Annotated in this window: 7 protein-coding genes; 5 read left to right on the forward strand and 2 right to left on the reverse strand. The window is 47.9% G+C overall.

What is annotated here, in order from left to right; translation table 11 throughout:
• Positions 1 to 13 precede the first annotated feature (13 nt).
• From AABK39_RS21845 to AABK39_RS21860, 4 genes are all read left to right on the forward strand, one after another.
• Positions 14 to 3,166 (forward strand): SusC/RagA family TonB-linked outer membrane protein, encoded by a 3,153-nt coding sequence (locus AABK39_RS21845; RefSeq protein ID WP_338395121.1) that lies wholly within the window; start codon positions 14 to 16, stop codon positions 3,164 to 3,166.
• Between the two features lie 19 nt (positions 3,167 to 3,185).
• Positions 3,186 to 4,754: a RagB/SusD family nutrient uptake outer membrane protein gene (locus AABK39_RS21850; RefSeq protein WP_338395122.1), complete on the forward strand. Its 1,569-nt coding sequence runs from the start codon at positions 3,186 to 3,188 to the stop codon at positions 4,752 to 4,754.
• 37 nt (positions 4,755 to 4,791) lie between these two features.
• On the forward strand, positions 4,792 to 6,351 hold the full coding sequence (locus tag AABK39_RS21855) for a hypothetical protein (RefSeq protein ID WP_338395123.1): 1,560 nt from the start codon (positions 4,792 to 4,794) through the stop codon (positions 6,349 to 6,351).
• 76 nt (positions 6,352 to 6,427) lie between these two features.
• The gene (locus AABK39_RS21860; protein WP_338395124.1) at positions 6,428 to 8,431 is read left to right on the forward strand and encodes a discoidin domain-containing protein; all 2,004 of its coding nucleotides are present in this window, start codon (positions 6,428 to 6,430) and stop codon (positions 8,429 to 8,431) included.
• A gap of 137 nt (positions 8,432 to 8,568) precedes the next feature.
• On the opposite strand, the gene AABK39_RS21865 is transcribed toward AABK39_RS21860, so the two are convergent.
• Positions 8,569 to 9,108, reverse strand: coding sequence for an RNA polymerase sigma factor (locus AABK39_RS21865; RefSeq protein WP_338395125.1), 540 nt, complete (start codon positions 9,106 to 9,108; stop codon positions 8,569 to 8,571).
• Between the two features lie 1,114 nt (positions 9,109 to 10,222).
• Here AABK39_RS21865 and AABK39_RS21870 point away from each other — a divergent pair.
• Positions 10,223 to 13,291 (forward strand): T9SS type A sorting domain-containing protein, encoded by a 3,069-nt coding sequence (locus AABK39_RS21870; RefSeq protein ID WP_338395126.1) that lies wholly within the window; start codon positions 10,223 to 10,225, stop codon positions 13,289 to 13,291.
• Between the two features lie 97 nt (positions 13,292 to 13,388).
• On the opposite strand, the gene AABK39_RS21875 is transcribed toward AABK39_RS21870, so the two are convergent.
• A complete protein-coding gene (locus tag AABK39_RS21875; RefSeq protein WP_338395127.1) occupies positions 13,389 to 16,289 on the reverse strand; it encodes an MGH1-like glycoside hydrolase domain-containing protein in 2,901 nt (966 codons plus the stop codon).
• Between the last annotated feature and the right edge of the window lie 208 nt (positions 16,290 to 16,497).

Below are 16,497 nucleotides of genomic sequence, written 5' to 3' on the forward strand. Positions count from 1 at the left end.
TAATGAGATAGTTATGAACAAGTATATACACTTTTTCTTATCCGTTACTTTGGCCTTGTTGGTCGGCTTGCCGGGGGCTTGGGCCCAGGACGCCGGCCAAACGGTCAGGGGACGGGTGCTCGATGCCAGATCGAAGGTGCCTTTGGAGGGCATTAAGGTGACGGTGCCCGGCACGCAGGCCGAAGGCACAACCAACGCCGAAGGTGTTTACGAGATAAAAGTGCCGGCCAAATCGCCCGCGCTGGAATTCGTTTTCGCGGATTATCAGACCAAAAGGGTACACGTTTACGGACGTGAGACCGTTGACGTTTCGCTTTTCCGTATCGGCGAGTCGGTTTTGGGCGAGCAGGTCCATACGCTCGACGGCGACAAGCCTCTCAGGGGATTCGCCAACGCAGTGGCCGTTATCTCCGGCAAGGATATCGTAAAGCAGGGATACATTACCTTGGACCAAGCCATTCAGGGCATGGTGCCGGGCGTAATGGTGCGTAGCCGTTCCGGGCATCCCGGAGCGGGCGGTGATATGAGTATCCGCGGATTCGCTTCCATTAGCGGAAATTCTTCGCCGCTGATTATCGTGGACGGTTATATCTACGAAACCCGCTTCGGCGACGATTCCCCGATCGACGGATACCGTTCCAATCCTCTGGGCGGTATAAACCCCCGCGATGTGGAATCTGTGACCGTAATCAAGGACGGAACGGCCGGCTACGGAGCCATGGGCGCCAATGGAGTGATCATGATCGAGACGCTTCGTCCGGATTTGTCGAAAACTTCCGTAAACGTGGGCTTGTCTACCGGCACGGTGTTTAAGCCTGAATCTATGCCTGTGTTGGACGCTTCGCAATACAAAAACTACGGCTTGGAACAGCTTCAGAGCCAAGGCCTGACTTATGCCGAGATAATGGAGAAATATCCGTTTATGGTGGATCAGGCTGTTTTGGCGGAAAAACACCGCTACAGCCACGATACCGACTGGCAAGACGAAGTGTTGCAGGGCGGAATGTTCAACAACTTCAACATTAGCGTAGAAGGCGGTGACAACGTAGCCACTTACGCCCTCGCCGCCGGATACACTAGCAAAGACGGCGTAATCAAAAACACCGATTACGACCGTTACGATCTGCGCTTTAACGCCGACCTTAAGCTCTTGCAAAAACTTACGGTAAGGCCTCGGATCAATTTTGCGTATACAAATAACACTATGCGTGACCAGGGCGTGAATTCGACGGTGAACCCGTTTACCGCAGCCATGGCCAAGTCGCCGATTACCGGGCCGTTCAAGATGAGCGATTTCGGCGTGGCGCTTCCGCATTACGATCCTGTGGACGCCTTCGGGTTCAGCAACCCGCGCTCATTGGTCGATAACGTAAAAATCAGCGACGATAACTACCGCATGTTTATCGGTATGGACGCCACTTACGCCATCACCGACGCATTTAGGGTGGTGGTTTCCGGAAATATCGACTTTATGAAAGGGCGGATCAACCGCTTTATCCCGAAAACTGGCGTAGTGCCGCAGGTTTCGGGCGAGGCGCTTAACTCTATGGACGCCTTGGTTCGCCGTTATCTTTCTTACTATGGAGAAGGCCGTCTGGATTATTCGAAACTCTTGGCCAAAAGGCACTCGGTACGCTTGGTAACGGGCGTTCGCGTAAAAACCAGCGAATTCGAAAATGACTTGGGACGGGATATGAACTCCGCTTCCGACGAATTCACTACCGTCGGCCGTAGCGAGAAATTCGAAACCCGAAGCGTGTCGGGCGGAGAGTTGCTGAACAACTGGGCGTCATATTTTGCCAGAGGCAATTACGCCTACCTTGATAAATATTACCTCTCGGCTTCGGTATCTGTGGACGGATCTTCCCGATTTGGCCAAAACAATAGGGTAGGCGTCTTCCACGCCGTTTCCGGTGCTTGGAGAGTGTCGTCGGAGTCGTTTTTGAATAAAATCAGAAACCTCGACGACGCAAAACTCAGGGTAAGCTACAGCCTTACCGGCAATGACGATATCGATCCGAACGCATCTAGATATCTGTATGTAGCCAGTCCGTATAGCGATATTTCGGGCTTGGTTCGGGGAAATGTTTTTAACCCGAATCTTCAGTGGGAAAGCCATAAGCAAATCAACTTTGGCGGTGATATTTCCCTGTTTGGCGAAAGGGTCCGCGTTTCTGCCGATTATTTCGAATCGGAAATCACCGATATGGTGAATTATGCGCTGTTGCCGGTGGTTTACGGCCAGACTTTCTACGCCTCGAACGGCGGAGCGATGGAAAACAAAGGCTGGGAAATAGGCCTGAACGTCCGCGCTTATGACCGTGGCGAAACCAGTGTGGATTTCGGTTTTAACATTGCCAAATACGAAAATAAAGTAACCTCTCTGGCCGATAACAAAGCCACTCAAATCAGCGAGACGGGCGTTTTGGGCAAAGAACCGTATCAGTTGTTGGATATCAACGGCGGGCAAGTACTTACGCAAGTCGGCCGTCCGGTTAACTCGTTTTACGGATTCCAGACCGCCGGCGTATACACTACCAGCGAGCAAGCCGCCGCCGACGGTTTCAAGAATTTCAAAAAGGAATCTTTCCGCGGAGGCGATATCCGCTTTGTGGACCAAAATGGCGACAAGATTATCGATGACCGCGACAAAACCGCAATCGGATCTCCGCTTCCGGATATGTTCGGTTCTTTCCTGACCAATTTCAGGCACAAAAGGATCAGCGTACGGATGCTTTGGGATTTCGCCTACGGCCACGACGTGTTTAACTACACGCGTATGAAGATGGAATCGATGTCCGGCATGGGCAACCAAAGCGAGGCTGTGGCCAACCGCTGGCGCCGTGAAGGGCAGCAGACGGACATCCCGAGACTGGCCTACGGCGACCCGATGGGCAACGCTGCGTTTTCCGACCGTTGGATTGAGGACGGATCTTTTGCCCGCTTGCGCGATTTGACCGTAAGCTACGATTTCCGTTTGCCGAACAAGAAAATATTCCAAAGCGTAAACGTCTTTGCCTCAGGTCAAAACCTGCTGACCCTTACCGACTATTTGGGCGCTACGCCGGACGTAAGCCCAAGCGGAAACGTAATGCGCCTCGGCGCCGACTACGGAGGCGTTCCCTTCAGCGCTTCGCTCATTTTCGGGGTAAATATTGGTTTGTAATCGAAAAAGAGATACGGACATGAGAAAGAATTTTAAAATAACGATCATAACGTGCCTGCTATCCCTGATCGCGGCGCCGTTCCTTACTTCCTGCTCGGACTTCTTCGAGCCGGAACAGGAGCACGCCGTAAACAAGGACGATCGGTACAAATCGCTTTTCGATATTCAGACAGGCGTTCTGGGCGCTTATTCCAAGCTTAGGAATGTTGCGGAGCAGACGATCATTTTGGGCGATCTGCGCGCCGACCTTCTGCAAGTTTCGGAAAACTACGACGCCGATCTTTCGGAACTGGACAAAGTGACCGTGACCAAAGGGAACCGTTTTGTGGATTCCAGAGGGTTTTACGATATCATCCGCAACTGCAATGACATGATCGCCAATATGGACGGCGTGATGAAAAAAGACGCCGCCTTTACCGAAGTAGTCCGCGACGCCCACAAGGCCGAGATGATCACGCTTCGTTCTTGGGCGTATTTGCAGTTGATCCGCATGTACAAGGAAGTGCCCGTGACCAATCACGAGCTTGACCAAGTGTACGAAGGCGAGGAAATCTACGAAATGTACGACCGCTCCCGGATGCTCAACTGGCTGGCCGAACGCATGAACTGGGCCATACAGCAGGAGAGCCTGAATTACAGCAACTTCGAGGGCACGCTCTGGCGTAAGCAGTTCGTAAACAGAAAAAACCTCTTGGGCGAAATCGCCCTGGAATTGGGCGCTTACGGAGATGCCGTAAACCTGTTTATCGATACGATTGTCAATTTTGGCGGAGGCCAAAACAATAGCGACCTGAAGTGCGAAGGCTTTACGGGTGACGATTGGGAGGAAACCTGGTCTACATCCACAAGCAACTATTCGGAAAAGCTCTCCTATATTCCTTTCAGAAAATCGAACAAGCAGCAGAACGATTTGGAGATGTATTTCTCATCGAAAGGAAAAGGCAAATACCTGCTTCGGCCTACTGACAGGGTAATCGAGCTCTGGAAAGCGCAGGTACGCAAAGACGGAAGCTTGGGCGATCTGAAAAGAGGTCTTGGAGGTTCGTTTACCTCTTCGGAGTTTGACGCTGACAAAAAAGTCTATATCGATCCGGAAGTGAGCAAATACCAATTCGACAAAAAGCCGTTTGAGTCTGACGCTCAGGTGACTATTTACACCGCTTCAGACGTGCATCTGATGTTGGCCGAAGCCTTGAACCGTAACGGGGAGCACCGTCGCGCGTTGGGCGTGGTGAACAACAACGCCGACAACGTGACGGGAATAGATAAATCGGCCGGTATACGCGGCCGGGTGGGCTTGGAGAATATCGACTTGCTCAAATTCACGGGCTTGGACAAAGCCACGCAACTCGATTCCATGCTTGTGATCGAAGACGTGATCGTAAGGGAACGCGCTTTGGAGCTGGCTTTTCAGGGGCGCCGTTGGTACGATCTGATGCGGGTGGCGCGCCGCCGTAACGATCCGGACTTTTTGGCCAAGCGAGTGGCCGAACAGTTGGGCGACGAGGGCGAAGCTCTCAGGCAAAGGCTCCGCAACTCGGACAACTGGTACTTGCCGTTCGATATGTATGCCAACCAAGGCAATTGAGGGCGACCGTATTTTATAAATTGAGAAACAGAGTGTTATGAAAAAGAACGCTTATATCATATTGTTGCTTCTGGGGTTTTCGGCTTGGCTGGGCGCCTGCTCAAAAGACGACGGCCCGGACGAAGAGGTGAAGAAACCCAAATGGGAAATCACGACCAAAGAAGCCTCGGCGGTTGACATCTCAAAGGCCACTATTTCCGGCGAGGTGACTTCCAAAGGCATTGGGAATATCGAGAAAGTGTATTTCTCATATTGGGAACAGGGCAACTTGGCTTCTTTGAAAAAAATAGACAGCGAATTGGCCGAAGACGGCAAGACATTCTCGCTGGCGCTGGAAGAACTCAAGACCCTGACTACCTACGCCTACAAGCCGGTGGTGAAGCTGGAAAGCACATTGGAGCTTGAGGGCGAGATCCTGTCTTTTTCCACGCTTGTGGATGAGAATATTACCGAACCGGTGGTGAAAACCATGGGAGTGGATAAAATCTCATATCAAGGTGGCTTGATGAAAGGCGAGTTGGTATCCACTGGCGAGTCCAATTCCGTGGAATACCTGTTTGTGGTTTGGGAAGAGGACAAAGAGGAGCAAAACTTCGCCGCTACTTTGGCCGATGACGGAAAAACCATCGAAGCCATGCCTACGCTCAACCCGAATACCACTTACAACTACAAAGTGGTGGCCATAAACGAAAGGTTTATCGGTCAGGGGGAAGTAAAGCAATTCACCACCGGAAACCGCATTTACATTGACGTAAACGCCGACGGAAAAGGTGACGGCACCACTTGGGAAGACGCTTTTACGGAATTCACTTCCACGATTTCCAAAATCAAGGCTCCCGATCTTGAGATCTGGATGGCCGAAGGAACCTATTACGTAACGGGTCACGCCAATCTTTGGCAGGAGAATATCCGCTTTTACGGTGGTTTTGAGTCCGGAGCCGCAACGCTTAGCGACCGTGACCCGAAAGCCAACGAAACCGTAATCGACGGACGTGATATTCGCGGAAGCGGAAATGACATGATCAAGACCAATCGGGGTTCGTTGGAAAATCCGACATTGTTCGACGGCTTGATATTCCAAAACGGAAAAGGCGGTGACGGTGTGGCTCTTAGCGCAGATCGCCCTGTAGTGGTCAAAAACTGTGTTTTCCGTGAAAATGAGTCACGTTATGGAGGTGCGGTGATTATTTTCAGCACCAGCGCCACTTTTGAAGATTGTTTGTTTACGAACAATCACGCACGTGGCCATTCCGGCGCAGTGCTTAACGTACAGGGCGGAGGCAAGCGTGGCGACGAGATGAAAATCCTTTTCGAGCGTTGCAAATTTGCGGGCAATACGGCAAACGGTCGCGCTGGCGCCGTAGGAAACGAAAAACACGGCGGAGCGAGAGCCCCGTATTACAGCCCGATTTTCAGGGATTGCCAGTTTGTCAACAACAAGTCGAACAACGGTCAGGGCGGAGCGCTGTCAAATTGGTCGGAGATTTTCCCGCTTTACGAAGGCGTAAAAGTTTGGGAAAACGAGGGTGGCCATTGCCACGCCAATACCGACGGCGCCTGTGGCGGATTGATAGAGGAAGAGATACCTGTAAATTAGGTTTGGTGTATCGGAGAGGCCGGTAAATTGGGCTGGCCTTTCCCTTTTTTCACACTGATTCAAAAAAGAAAATGAGATGAAAAGATATACGGGAATATTTTTCTTGTTCTTCGCCGCGGTTCTTTTCGCTTGCGACGAAGACGAGATTGTCAAAGATTACAGACCGATAGAGGACTCTTACAAAGGCCAGCCGGTTTATGTGATGAACGATCTTTCGCACCATTGGAATCTGTTTCTCCAAAGCTCTTCCCAAGACGATGGGGTAAAGGGATTCGCTCGCTATCTGGATACTTCCAAAGGGCAATATATGCAGACCTCGTTGGGTAATTTGCGGGATTTGAGTCCGCTTGACGTTTCTATCCTGAACGTAATGCTCAACTCCGATTTCGTGGGCGGATATTCGCCGGAAGATATCGCTAACTTGAAATCCGTACCCGAAAATGGCGGAAGCCTTTGTTTTTTCTATTCTGGCGAAGCCAAAAAACTGGACGGCGTAAACACGTTGGGAGCGGAGTTCGGCTTTACGATGACGGCTGGAGACGTGGCCGTTCCGGTCAAAACCACGGGCGAGCTCGGCGCTTCGGGCACAGATGTGGCCATAGCGGGCAAAGGGGCAAAACTTACGCTTGCGACTCCCGCCGACTGGAAAATCGTGATGAAGGACGCCGCCGGCGAGGCTGTGATGGCTTACCAGGAGTCCGGTTCGGGAAAGGTTCTCGTTTCTGCGGTCAATATCTTCGGACAGGACGCCGACGGAAACCTCCTGAATGACGCTTTGGTGAAAGCGATGGTTCCGGAGCTGTCTAACGGAAAAATTGGGCCGGCTTCTAACAGTGTTTTATTGAAAAAAGTACTGGGCAAGCGCAATTTCGTTCAGGACAAAGTGACGCTTTTGACCAACGATTATCAGCAAAATTATGGTGAAGATTTGAGCGCTTTGCTCGATGACGCATTCAAGGGTGTGGATGACTATCTGGAACTTGAGGCTAAGAGCAATAAATTCAGTGTAGATCTGCTTTCTACAGACCAAAAGATAATCAAAAGCGCTGATCGTCTGAGTGTTGGTTTGTTTTATAGCGGTTATCCGGATTCTAAGGAAGGAATGGTTGAGCAGTTCATCACAGCCATAGCTGACAATTGGATGCTTTACAAAGACCCGATCGAGGACGAAGCTTTGAGAGTTTATCTTTCCGCTGTTGTCGCCAAATCGAAAGGACTTGACAGTGACAAGATTTTAATGCCGTATCTGGCATTGGCCAATGATCCTGCAAACGCTCAGAAGCTCAAGGAGTATGATCCTATAACCATGACGGACGAGCAAAAAGCAACTTTCCCCAAAGATCTCCGCCTGGCTAAATATATCAAGGCGTTGGTTGGCATAACTGAGGATTTCGGCCCGGAATCTTTATCAAAATACCTTACGATGCAGGACGAAGTGGTGCCGAAGTCGGAATCGTATGACTTTACCGGCCATGATGCCGTCTGGATTTGGGATAAATTGGCCAAAGACAAAAATGAAGACGCCGACCTGTTTCCGCTTTTCAACCAGATGGGCTATATGGCTAACCGCGATAAAGTAACCCTGCCAGCCTCACTCGGTGCCGATTATCTCGACCGCTCCGAGTGGGAAGTTATCTTCGCTTCCGATGAAGAAACAATCGGGGAGGGTAGTGCCAAAGGATGGGCCCGCAACGCGTTTGATGGTAATAAGGGAACCAATTGGCATTCGCAGTATAGGCCTAGTTCTCCGGGTTTCCCTCATGAAGTGCAATTTGATATGGGCAAAGAGGCCACGGTTATCGGTTTCTCAAAAGAAGGCCGAAAGCAATTCTTTAACGGCCTGATTGGCAAGTTTGCCCTTTACGTTTCCAACGATCTCGACGATTGGGGAACGCCCGTAGCGACAGGCGAGTGGAAGAAGGTGACTTACGACGAACTGGTAGTTTATACTACGGCCCAGAAAAAAGGCCGATACGTTCGCTTTGTGGCTCTCACGCCACTTATTGACCCGAACGGTGGTAATCAGGACCCGAAGGCTATGGTAATCTCAGAATTTAAGGTTATCGGTGTTGAAGAATAATAATGGAATAGGCAAATATAGTTCATTACCAACCCTTGGCTAGAAAGGGGAAAGGCCTCCGCAAAATGCGGAGGCCTTTAATTTTTTTAAAATAAGAATGTGTCGGCGTGTTATTTATGAAGCGCATTACTTGGCACTTAAAGTGTGGCCAAAATGCAAAAAGGAAGGATGTTTTTCAGTTTCTTAAGTGCTTTATGCATTTGGCTTCTGATGCGTTTGTTGTCAAGATCAGTTATCTGTTCTATTTCCTCATAATCAAGGCCCATCAGATACTTCATTTCCACAATTTCCCTTTGGCCTTTACTGAGTTGAGTAACAGCCTTTTTAATGATATATGGTAATTGTTCGAAGGTGTTTTCTTCGGATACCAACGGATACCTCTGTTTACCAGAACTTTCCAGTTGCTGAAGAGTCGCGTTATCCATCGTAAATTCCCGTTTCTTTTTCAGTGCCTGAAAGATGGTGTGCTTGAGCATCCCGCACAGATACGCGTTTATATTACGCACATTGGCAAGGGAATCGGGCTTGGTCCATAACGTGATAAACATCTCGTGTATACAGTCTTTGACAAACTCCGGGCTGTCATAGAGCTTGATGCCAAACCGTAGCAAAAGCGGATAAGCTTTTTTATATAAGTCGACGAATTTGGCGTACTCGTTTTGTTTAATCGATTGCAATGGTGGACGCAGTTGATTAATATAATTATTTGTAGAGCTTCTAAGCATATAAACTTCAATGTGTGTGTGAAAAATATAAGGTTCTCATTATCTGAGATCCTAAGAAGCTGGCTATGGGATAGAATCTTTTGGGTATTAATAGAAAGTGGTAGTATTTCTTAATACCCGATAGGTCTGTTTTATGATTCTAAAAACCAAAATGCTACGAACTAGATTCAACGTTCGGAGCGTTGTATTCTTTTTTTCTGTTCATGGGTGTGTTATAAATATAAAAATGACACTAAGTGTCTCAGTTAAATAGTTTGTAAATAACCTATTATATGAGTGTCTGCCGAAAGTGAATTGATGATTTTATCCACTATACTATATCATCAAATCCATCTTGAATGTTAAATACATCGTCTCAATTAATGTAGACTGGGGACTTGTTTTATAGTCGGTGAGTTAGGGACGCCTACGGATATAAAGTAAATGCTTTTACTGCCTGACCTGCTATTTTAAAGTGAATAAGCCATTGGATTTGTCATTTTACCCCTTCGGGGTTTTTCGTAAGTGTCTGAATAATAGCTTTTATAATCGAAGTTTCGACTAGGAAAAAAAATGTATAGATAGCGGGGGAATTCTGTTATCGAAAAAAGATTAAAAAATGGTGGTTTCATTTTGGCGGCATTCTCTTTGTAAAAGACACTACAGGTAGTTGTTGAAAATAAATAGGCTCTATTCTTTTTTTATCAAGAAAAACGGTATAAGTATATCAGGTTCGTGTATTTTTACTTTGTAAAGTGAGGTGCAGGTTTTAGTTTTTTATTTATTGTATTTATCAGTTGCTTATTTTTGGACTCTTCATAAGCCGGGTTTCGTAATAGTTAAGATTATAAATCTTATTTTTTTACAACGAAAGTATGTATAAACATATAATTTTAAGTGATAATAAAAGAATCTTTTATCTTTTATTAATACTCTTATGTATTCATATATACATGATATAAATTACTTATGTAATATATAGTCGGATTGATGGCTCCTATTTTTTGGATCGAATCAATCCGGCATGTATAAAAAGAATACACCGCTGTGGGAGGCGGAAAAAATGGATGTTTAACATAGAACCGACATGAAAAGAGATTTAATTTTTAGGCTATTTCCCTTGTCAGTCGCATTGGTGTGTGCGTCATTTTTAGGGTATGGACAGGAAATAACCAAAACACAAAAAGATGCGCTCGAATTGTTGTATGATCAATTGGACGGGCAGAATTGGCGGGGAGCCAACGATAAGCCGAATTTGATTAAAACATTGAAGGCAAATACGAAAAGTCCCCGAATCACACTCCATAAAGGGGGAGGGTTTGGACCGGAATTATCGTTATTGGATTTGTCGGGAAACAAGCTGAAAGGCAAATTGCCGGACGCTTTCTTTCTGTATAATCCTGATAACTACCCTGAATTTCCGGCCTCGTGGAATAAGAGACCAACTGTTTTTCGAAGGGATTTGAGAACGTTTGACTTAGGCCATAATTCCATAACCGAGGTCTCGGAGCAGTTTATGACACTTAACGGTTACGCAGGTCCTAAGAATATATTTCTGGACCATAATAAGCTGACGAAATTCCACATGAATTCCGATAAGAAAATCGTGAGCGGAAGCGGAATTGGCGGTTGGGGAATATCCGGAGTTCTTGACCTTAGCTCCAACGACATAACTTCCATTACGCAAGATGACCTCATGAAAGGGCTGTCGGATAATGCCATTGGAACCTATGTCACTGACGTCGATATTTCCAACAATAGATTTGATTTCCAAAGTATCAAGGCTTTCACCTATGCGGTACTTTTCGGGGCTAATGGAGCCAGAGCTTCTTGGGACGACAAGTATGTGATTACCGACATTACTTATGCTCCCCAAAAGAAACTTGGAGATAAGCAGGATGAGGTTTCTTTGGATAATGGCGCTGGCCATGAGATGACATTTTCTTTGCGCGATGGAGGAAACGCCTATTCTTGGCTGTTGAACGGAAAACCTGTTCCGGCTTCGGAAGGAAAGACCTTGAAATTGTTGGATTTCGGGCCGAACCAAGCCGGCATTTACACTTGTGCGGTAACTAACAGTGGCGTGCCCGGCTTGATTATCGAAAGTGTCGATTTTGCTGTTTGGGCCAAAAAATCAGGGAACCAAGCGCCAACAGCCCTTTCGATTAGCAATGACAAAGCCGTGGCCACTACGCCCGCTTTCAACATTGTGGGAGATTTGTCGGGTACCGATCCGGATGGCGATCCTTTGAATTTCCGTTTGGTGGATGATGAAAACTATCCTTACAATTTCAGCTTCAGAATCAAGGACGGAAAGACGCTCGTTTCTTCAGAGGAATTGTTTGAGCGGGATTTTCTCACGGAATATAAAATCAAAGTAGAGGCTTATGACCCTTATGGGGGAAAATTCTCAAAAGAATTGACTATCAAAAGGGTTGACCTTCCGGCGGGAGCGCAATTGGCGAATGAATTTAAGCTTTCTTCTTTTGACGTGTCGGAAAACGTGGATGAGGGAGAAGAGGTGGGTGTTCTTGCCTTGAATAAGTACTCTCTGCGTTGGCATACCGAAAACCGTAAGATCAATAGAATTGTAGAGCGCGTTGATTTGCTCGGTCAGTATAATTTGAGCCTTCCTTCGGGGCAAATGGACAACGATTTATTCGCCATTAAGGACGGTAAGATTGTTACGAAGTCAAAGTTTAATTATGAGCAACGCAAAGAATACAATGTCAGTGTGAAAGCCTCACACAAGGAAAGCGCCGAGGTTTTTACGACTCAAATTTTTACGATAAAAATCACGGATGCTAACGACGCACCATCAGTAGTGGCTTTGAGCAATAATATTATCAAGGACAAAGACGAGGCTGGAAAAATTGTGGGAACGTTGCTTTCCAGCGACGAAGACCCAGACGATGTCCGTTTTACTTTCTCGTTGGCTCCCGGATCGCCGAACAACAGTGCGTTCGCCGTTTCAAAACAGTTTTTGAAGACTCGAAAACAGTTGGAATCAGGCGTTTACGATTTGCAGGTAAGGGCCGAAGATCCGCAAGGCGCATACGTGGACCAGCCCCTGAAAGTGGTGGTTTTGGAAACCAATGACGAAGGAGAAGTTACTAAAAGTACTCCTGAGATCATGTATATCGAAGACTTGGCCCTGTCGGCTGGGACGAAAAGCTACGTACTGAAAGGCTACTCTACATCCGACGCCAAGGTGCAGTATAGCCTAGTGGAAGGATCGGATGCCGTAAGTGTTGACGGCGCCAAAGTGACGATCCTTGCTGAAGGAAGCGCCAAAATCAAAGCGGCGGTAGCGGAAACAGACTTGTTCCTTTCCGCCGAAAAAACCTTCAACGTTACGGTAAATCCGGCGACAGTACTTACACCAACTGTGATTACCAACTTCGGAAATAAAGTATTGCCGATAACCGAAGGAACGTTTGGCTTGTCAGCATACACAAATTCTGATGCCAAGGTGCGTTACGAGGTTTCGGCTGGCAACGATGTGATAAGCATTAACGGCTCTTTGGTGACAATGGTCAAAGCGGGTAACGCTACTATTCGTGCGTATGTGGAAGCATCCGAAAACTACGCGGCCACGGAAGCGACGGCCAATATTCGGGTAATTGCTGATGGTGAGGTGTTTACTACCGAAATACTAGGCTTTGAGGATATGATCAAAAACATGGGTGACGAAGCCTTCCCGCTTTCCGCCTATTCCGACTCGCCAGCCAAAGTCAGCTACGAAATTATGTCCGGTGCGGACGTAGCGGAGATTGACGGAGTGAAAGTGAAAATTCTTGCGCCGGGTTTGGTGGCCATTCGAGCTTACGTCGATGCGTTGCAGAATTTTTCGGCTGCGGAGAAAACCGTTACCCTGAGAGTTAATACCGTGACGGAAATCGGTAAAGACGGAGAAATCACTTTTTATCCGAATCCGGTAACGGATATTCTGAAGATAAAAACAGAAGCTGGCTATAATTCAGAAGCTAGCGTAACGGTGTTTGGGCAAGACGGGAAACAATTGCTCTCTACTCCGGCTGTAAACTCCGAAGGCGGAGAATTTTCGGTGGATCTTTCGTCGCTTTCGCCTGGTATTTACCGAGTTAGATTGACTACTGACAAAGGGACTTTGGCTTCTACCATTGTAAAAAAATAGGAGCCTGAAATAGTATAGTGTTTGGAATATTTCAGAACAAAAAAAGACCGTGGCGTATTCCCGTCACGGTCTTTGATTTTCTTAAAAATGAATAATCTTATTGAACTTCCTCAGCTTCTATTTCTTCAGTATTCTCTTCCGAGCTCTTTTCCACTTGATTCTCTTCTGGAATCTCTACAATTTCGCTCCCTTCTTCCGAATCTTCTGTATCTAAGTCAATCATTTCGGGTGCTTCAGGTTCCTCAGGAATAATTTCGAGAGCTACTACTCCTATTTTTACTGTTTTGGTTCCTTTCGGAAGGCTAAGCGTGTAAGTTCCGGGCCAAAGCATTTGGGCTTCGTAGTTGTTGTCGTTTACGGTGAATTCGTATTTTCTTCCCGAATTCATCGAAATCACCAAACCGCGCTTCGTTTTTCCGCTTTCGGCAAAGCTTACAGTCGCTTCCAGCTCGGTAGCGTCTTCGTTGGTTTTCAGTTCTTTGGTCCAGCAATCAAAACCGCCCGTAACCGTGCCTGGCGTAAAGTACGCTTGATGCCAGCTAAGCGCCGGCGAGACGTAACCCGTAGCTCTCGGATAGCCGAAACCGCGGCCCGTTTGCGGAAGATAATGCCCGTAAACGTTATGCGAAGAAGCCGTTTCCTCGCTGAGCGTGGTCAGCGCCGTTTCGGCTATTTTTGCTGCGAATTCCGTTTCGCCCAAGTCCAGCATACTTTTCCAGAAAAACCATTGGTGCGCGAAGCTCACCGCACCGTTCCACCTGCGGTCCGACTGGCAATAGGAGGCGCTTTGCGATACGTTCCGCAAGCCCGTTGGCGACCACAATTCACTTTCCGATTTCAGGTTGGCCAAGATCGCTTTGGTTTGGCGCTTGTCACATTCGCCTGTGATAATCGGATAGGCGCCGTCCAGCCCCATATTCAGGTTTTCGCCCTTGTCGTTGCGCAACACCCCGATCGGGCGCTTGTTCTTGCTGTCGTGTACCAAGTAGCCGTAATAGCCCGAGGCCTTGTCCCAAGCATTATCGTTCAACCCTTTGGATAGTGTTTTTATGTTCTTGTCGAATTTCTGCTTGTCGTCCGATTTGTTGAGCATATCGGCAGCTTGCTTCATTATTTTCGAAATTCGGATCAAATGAGCGGGCAAAATCGCCGGAGCCGTTTGTCCCAAAAGCACTTTATCCTTGGCGTAATCCTGAGCCGGATAATCTGTCCATCCACCTGAATTGTCGGTGTAGTCCCAAGGGAGCGGAAGACCGGTGTCGGTCATTTTAACGCCACCTTCGCAGAGGAAATCATAGTAGCGGAGCAATTTGGGATAAAAATGACGGAGCAAATCCCAAGAATGTGTGCTGTTCCAAAGCTCTTGGTAAAGGTAAAACTGCGTAGGGACCAAAGCGCCTTGGTGTACGAAGGCCGAAGCGCGATTTTCTTGCGCAAGATACGTTTCCAGCAATTCCACAGCCCTTTCGGTGTCCGTCTGCGCCAAACCGATTCCGGTTGTTCCGGCGGTCCAGGTGTCTAGCCCATTCGTTTTTCCGAAAGAAGCGTAGCGTAAAATGTTGCTTTTCGGCCCGAAAACCGGGAAAACGATATTGGTACGTGCGGAGGCCAACAGTATTTGCGCAGCTTCGTCGTGGTTCGGGCGTTCCGGCGCAAGGCTGTCGAATACGACAAGCGAATCGGCTACGAACTCTGGGCGGACAAACGCTTTGCGGAGATCGCTTCTTGTTTCCTCGAAACCTTGCTTGTCGGCTTGGGCGTATCTGTTGAGCAGACGTTCCACATCGGTTTTGTTTCCGGCGAACACCAGCGAGTAAACCACTTTCGATTCTCCCGCCGGAACCGTAACGGGCTTGAGGGTAATAAGTGTCAAATCACCGCCTTGTCCGCTTTGCGTGTTTTGGTTGATATCGTCGCCTTTGCGAATACTGCTCACACGCCCGGGACCGTACCAACGGATTCCGTAAAAAATTTCGCTCTGCGGATATTTCAGCGTGATATTGCGGTCATCGGTTTTCCCGATTTCAGGTTTCGAGGCCCTTGAAGTGGGCGATATTTTCACATCGCCGAGTTCTTTCTTTTCGCAGATGGCGATACCGTCAAGGACAATTTCGCCTCCGTCTTTGCCAACTTCCACCGCAATCCAGTATTTGCCTGCTACCAACGGAGCCATTTCAACGTTCAGGTTTTGGAAAGATCCGTTGCTGGCTATCTTAAGCTTTTTGCGAAATCCCGTTCCCTTAATTGTCAGGGCCGCGTTTTGTCCTTCGGCCACTTTTAGCCGGAGGCTCATAACAGGATAGCGGTAGTTTTGAGGAAAATTGATAGCGTAGATCAGGCGGTCGCCTTTTTTCTTTCCGAATCCGCGGGCCAAAGCTGTACCGTTTACGAATTCGCTACTTACGATTTGGCCTTTGCGCCACCCGTGTGGAACGAGTTTGTCTTCGGGCGTTTCGTTTTTCTTTTGTAAACGCTCGTAGTCCATACCGTCTACCCAGAAACCCGTTTGCGGAAGGGAAATCGTGGCCGGAAGAATCTCGGGCAGATTCATGGAAGAGAGCAGATTCAGCGAAACGCTCTCGGGCAAATCCCCGGAGTTTACGATCTCCGTACGTACCAGCCGTGCGTTGTCTTCCAATTTTTCGTAAGAAACCTCGGCGTAAAGTTTAGCGTAAAGCTGATGGCGAAACGCGTAATGCGAAAGGTCCGAAGTAGCTTCCCATGGGTAGTATCCGGAATCCTTGTTCACGTCGGGCAGTTGGGCGCTTCTTCCGAAGATGTTTGGGAAAACGCTCAAGTCGAAGCGTAGGCCTTTTTCGTAGTTGGCGATATGGGAAATGCCTGCGTATGTTTTGGAGTATGGACCCCAATCGGGGAGATTGATTTTTTGTCTTTTCTCCAGTTCTCGGAAGTAGCCGGCGTCGGGCCGAAATGTTTGGGCTTGGGCCCCAAGGCTCCAGAGGAGTAAAAGCAGGAGGATAGATCGTGTGTGTTTCATCGTGCGCTATGCAAGAAAAAAGAAAGTTGAAAATTTACCTTTACAAAGGTTCTTGCAAATTTCAGCATATGTAAAGACTCATGAAAGCCTGACCCGGAAATTCCTGTAATTATTTGTCTAGAACTGGTGATTAAAGCCGTGTTTTTTAGACGGAAGTGCATCTTTTGGCTTTTGTGGGTAAATTGCGTGTCTAAGCATCGGTTTTACT

The organism is Fulvitalea axinellae (assembly GCF_036492835.1).
GTDB lineage: Bacteria > Bacteroidota > Bacteroidia > Cytophagales > Cyclobacteriaceae > Fulvitalea > Fulvitalea axinellae.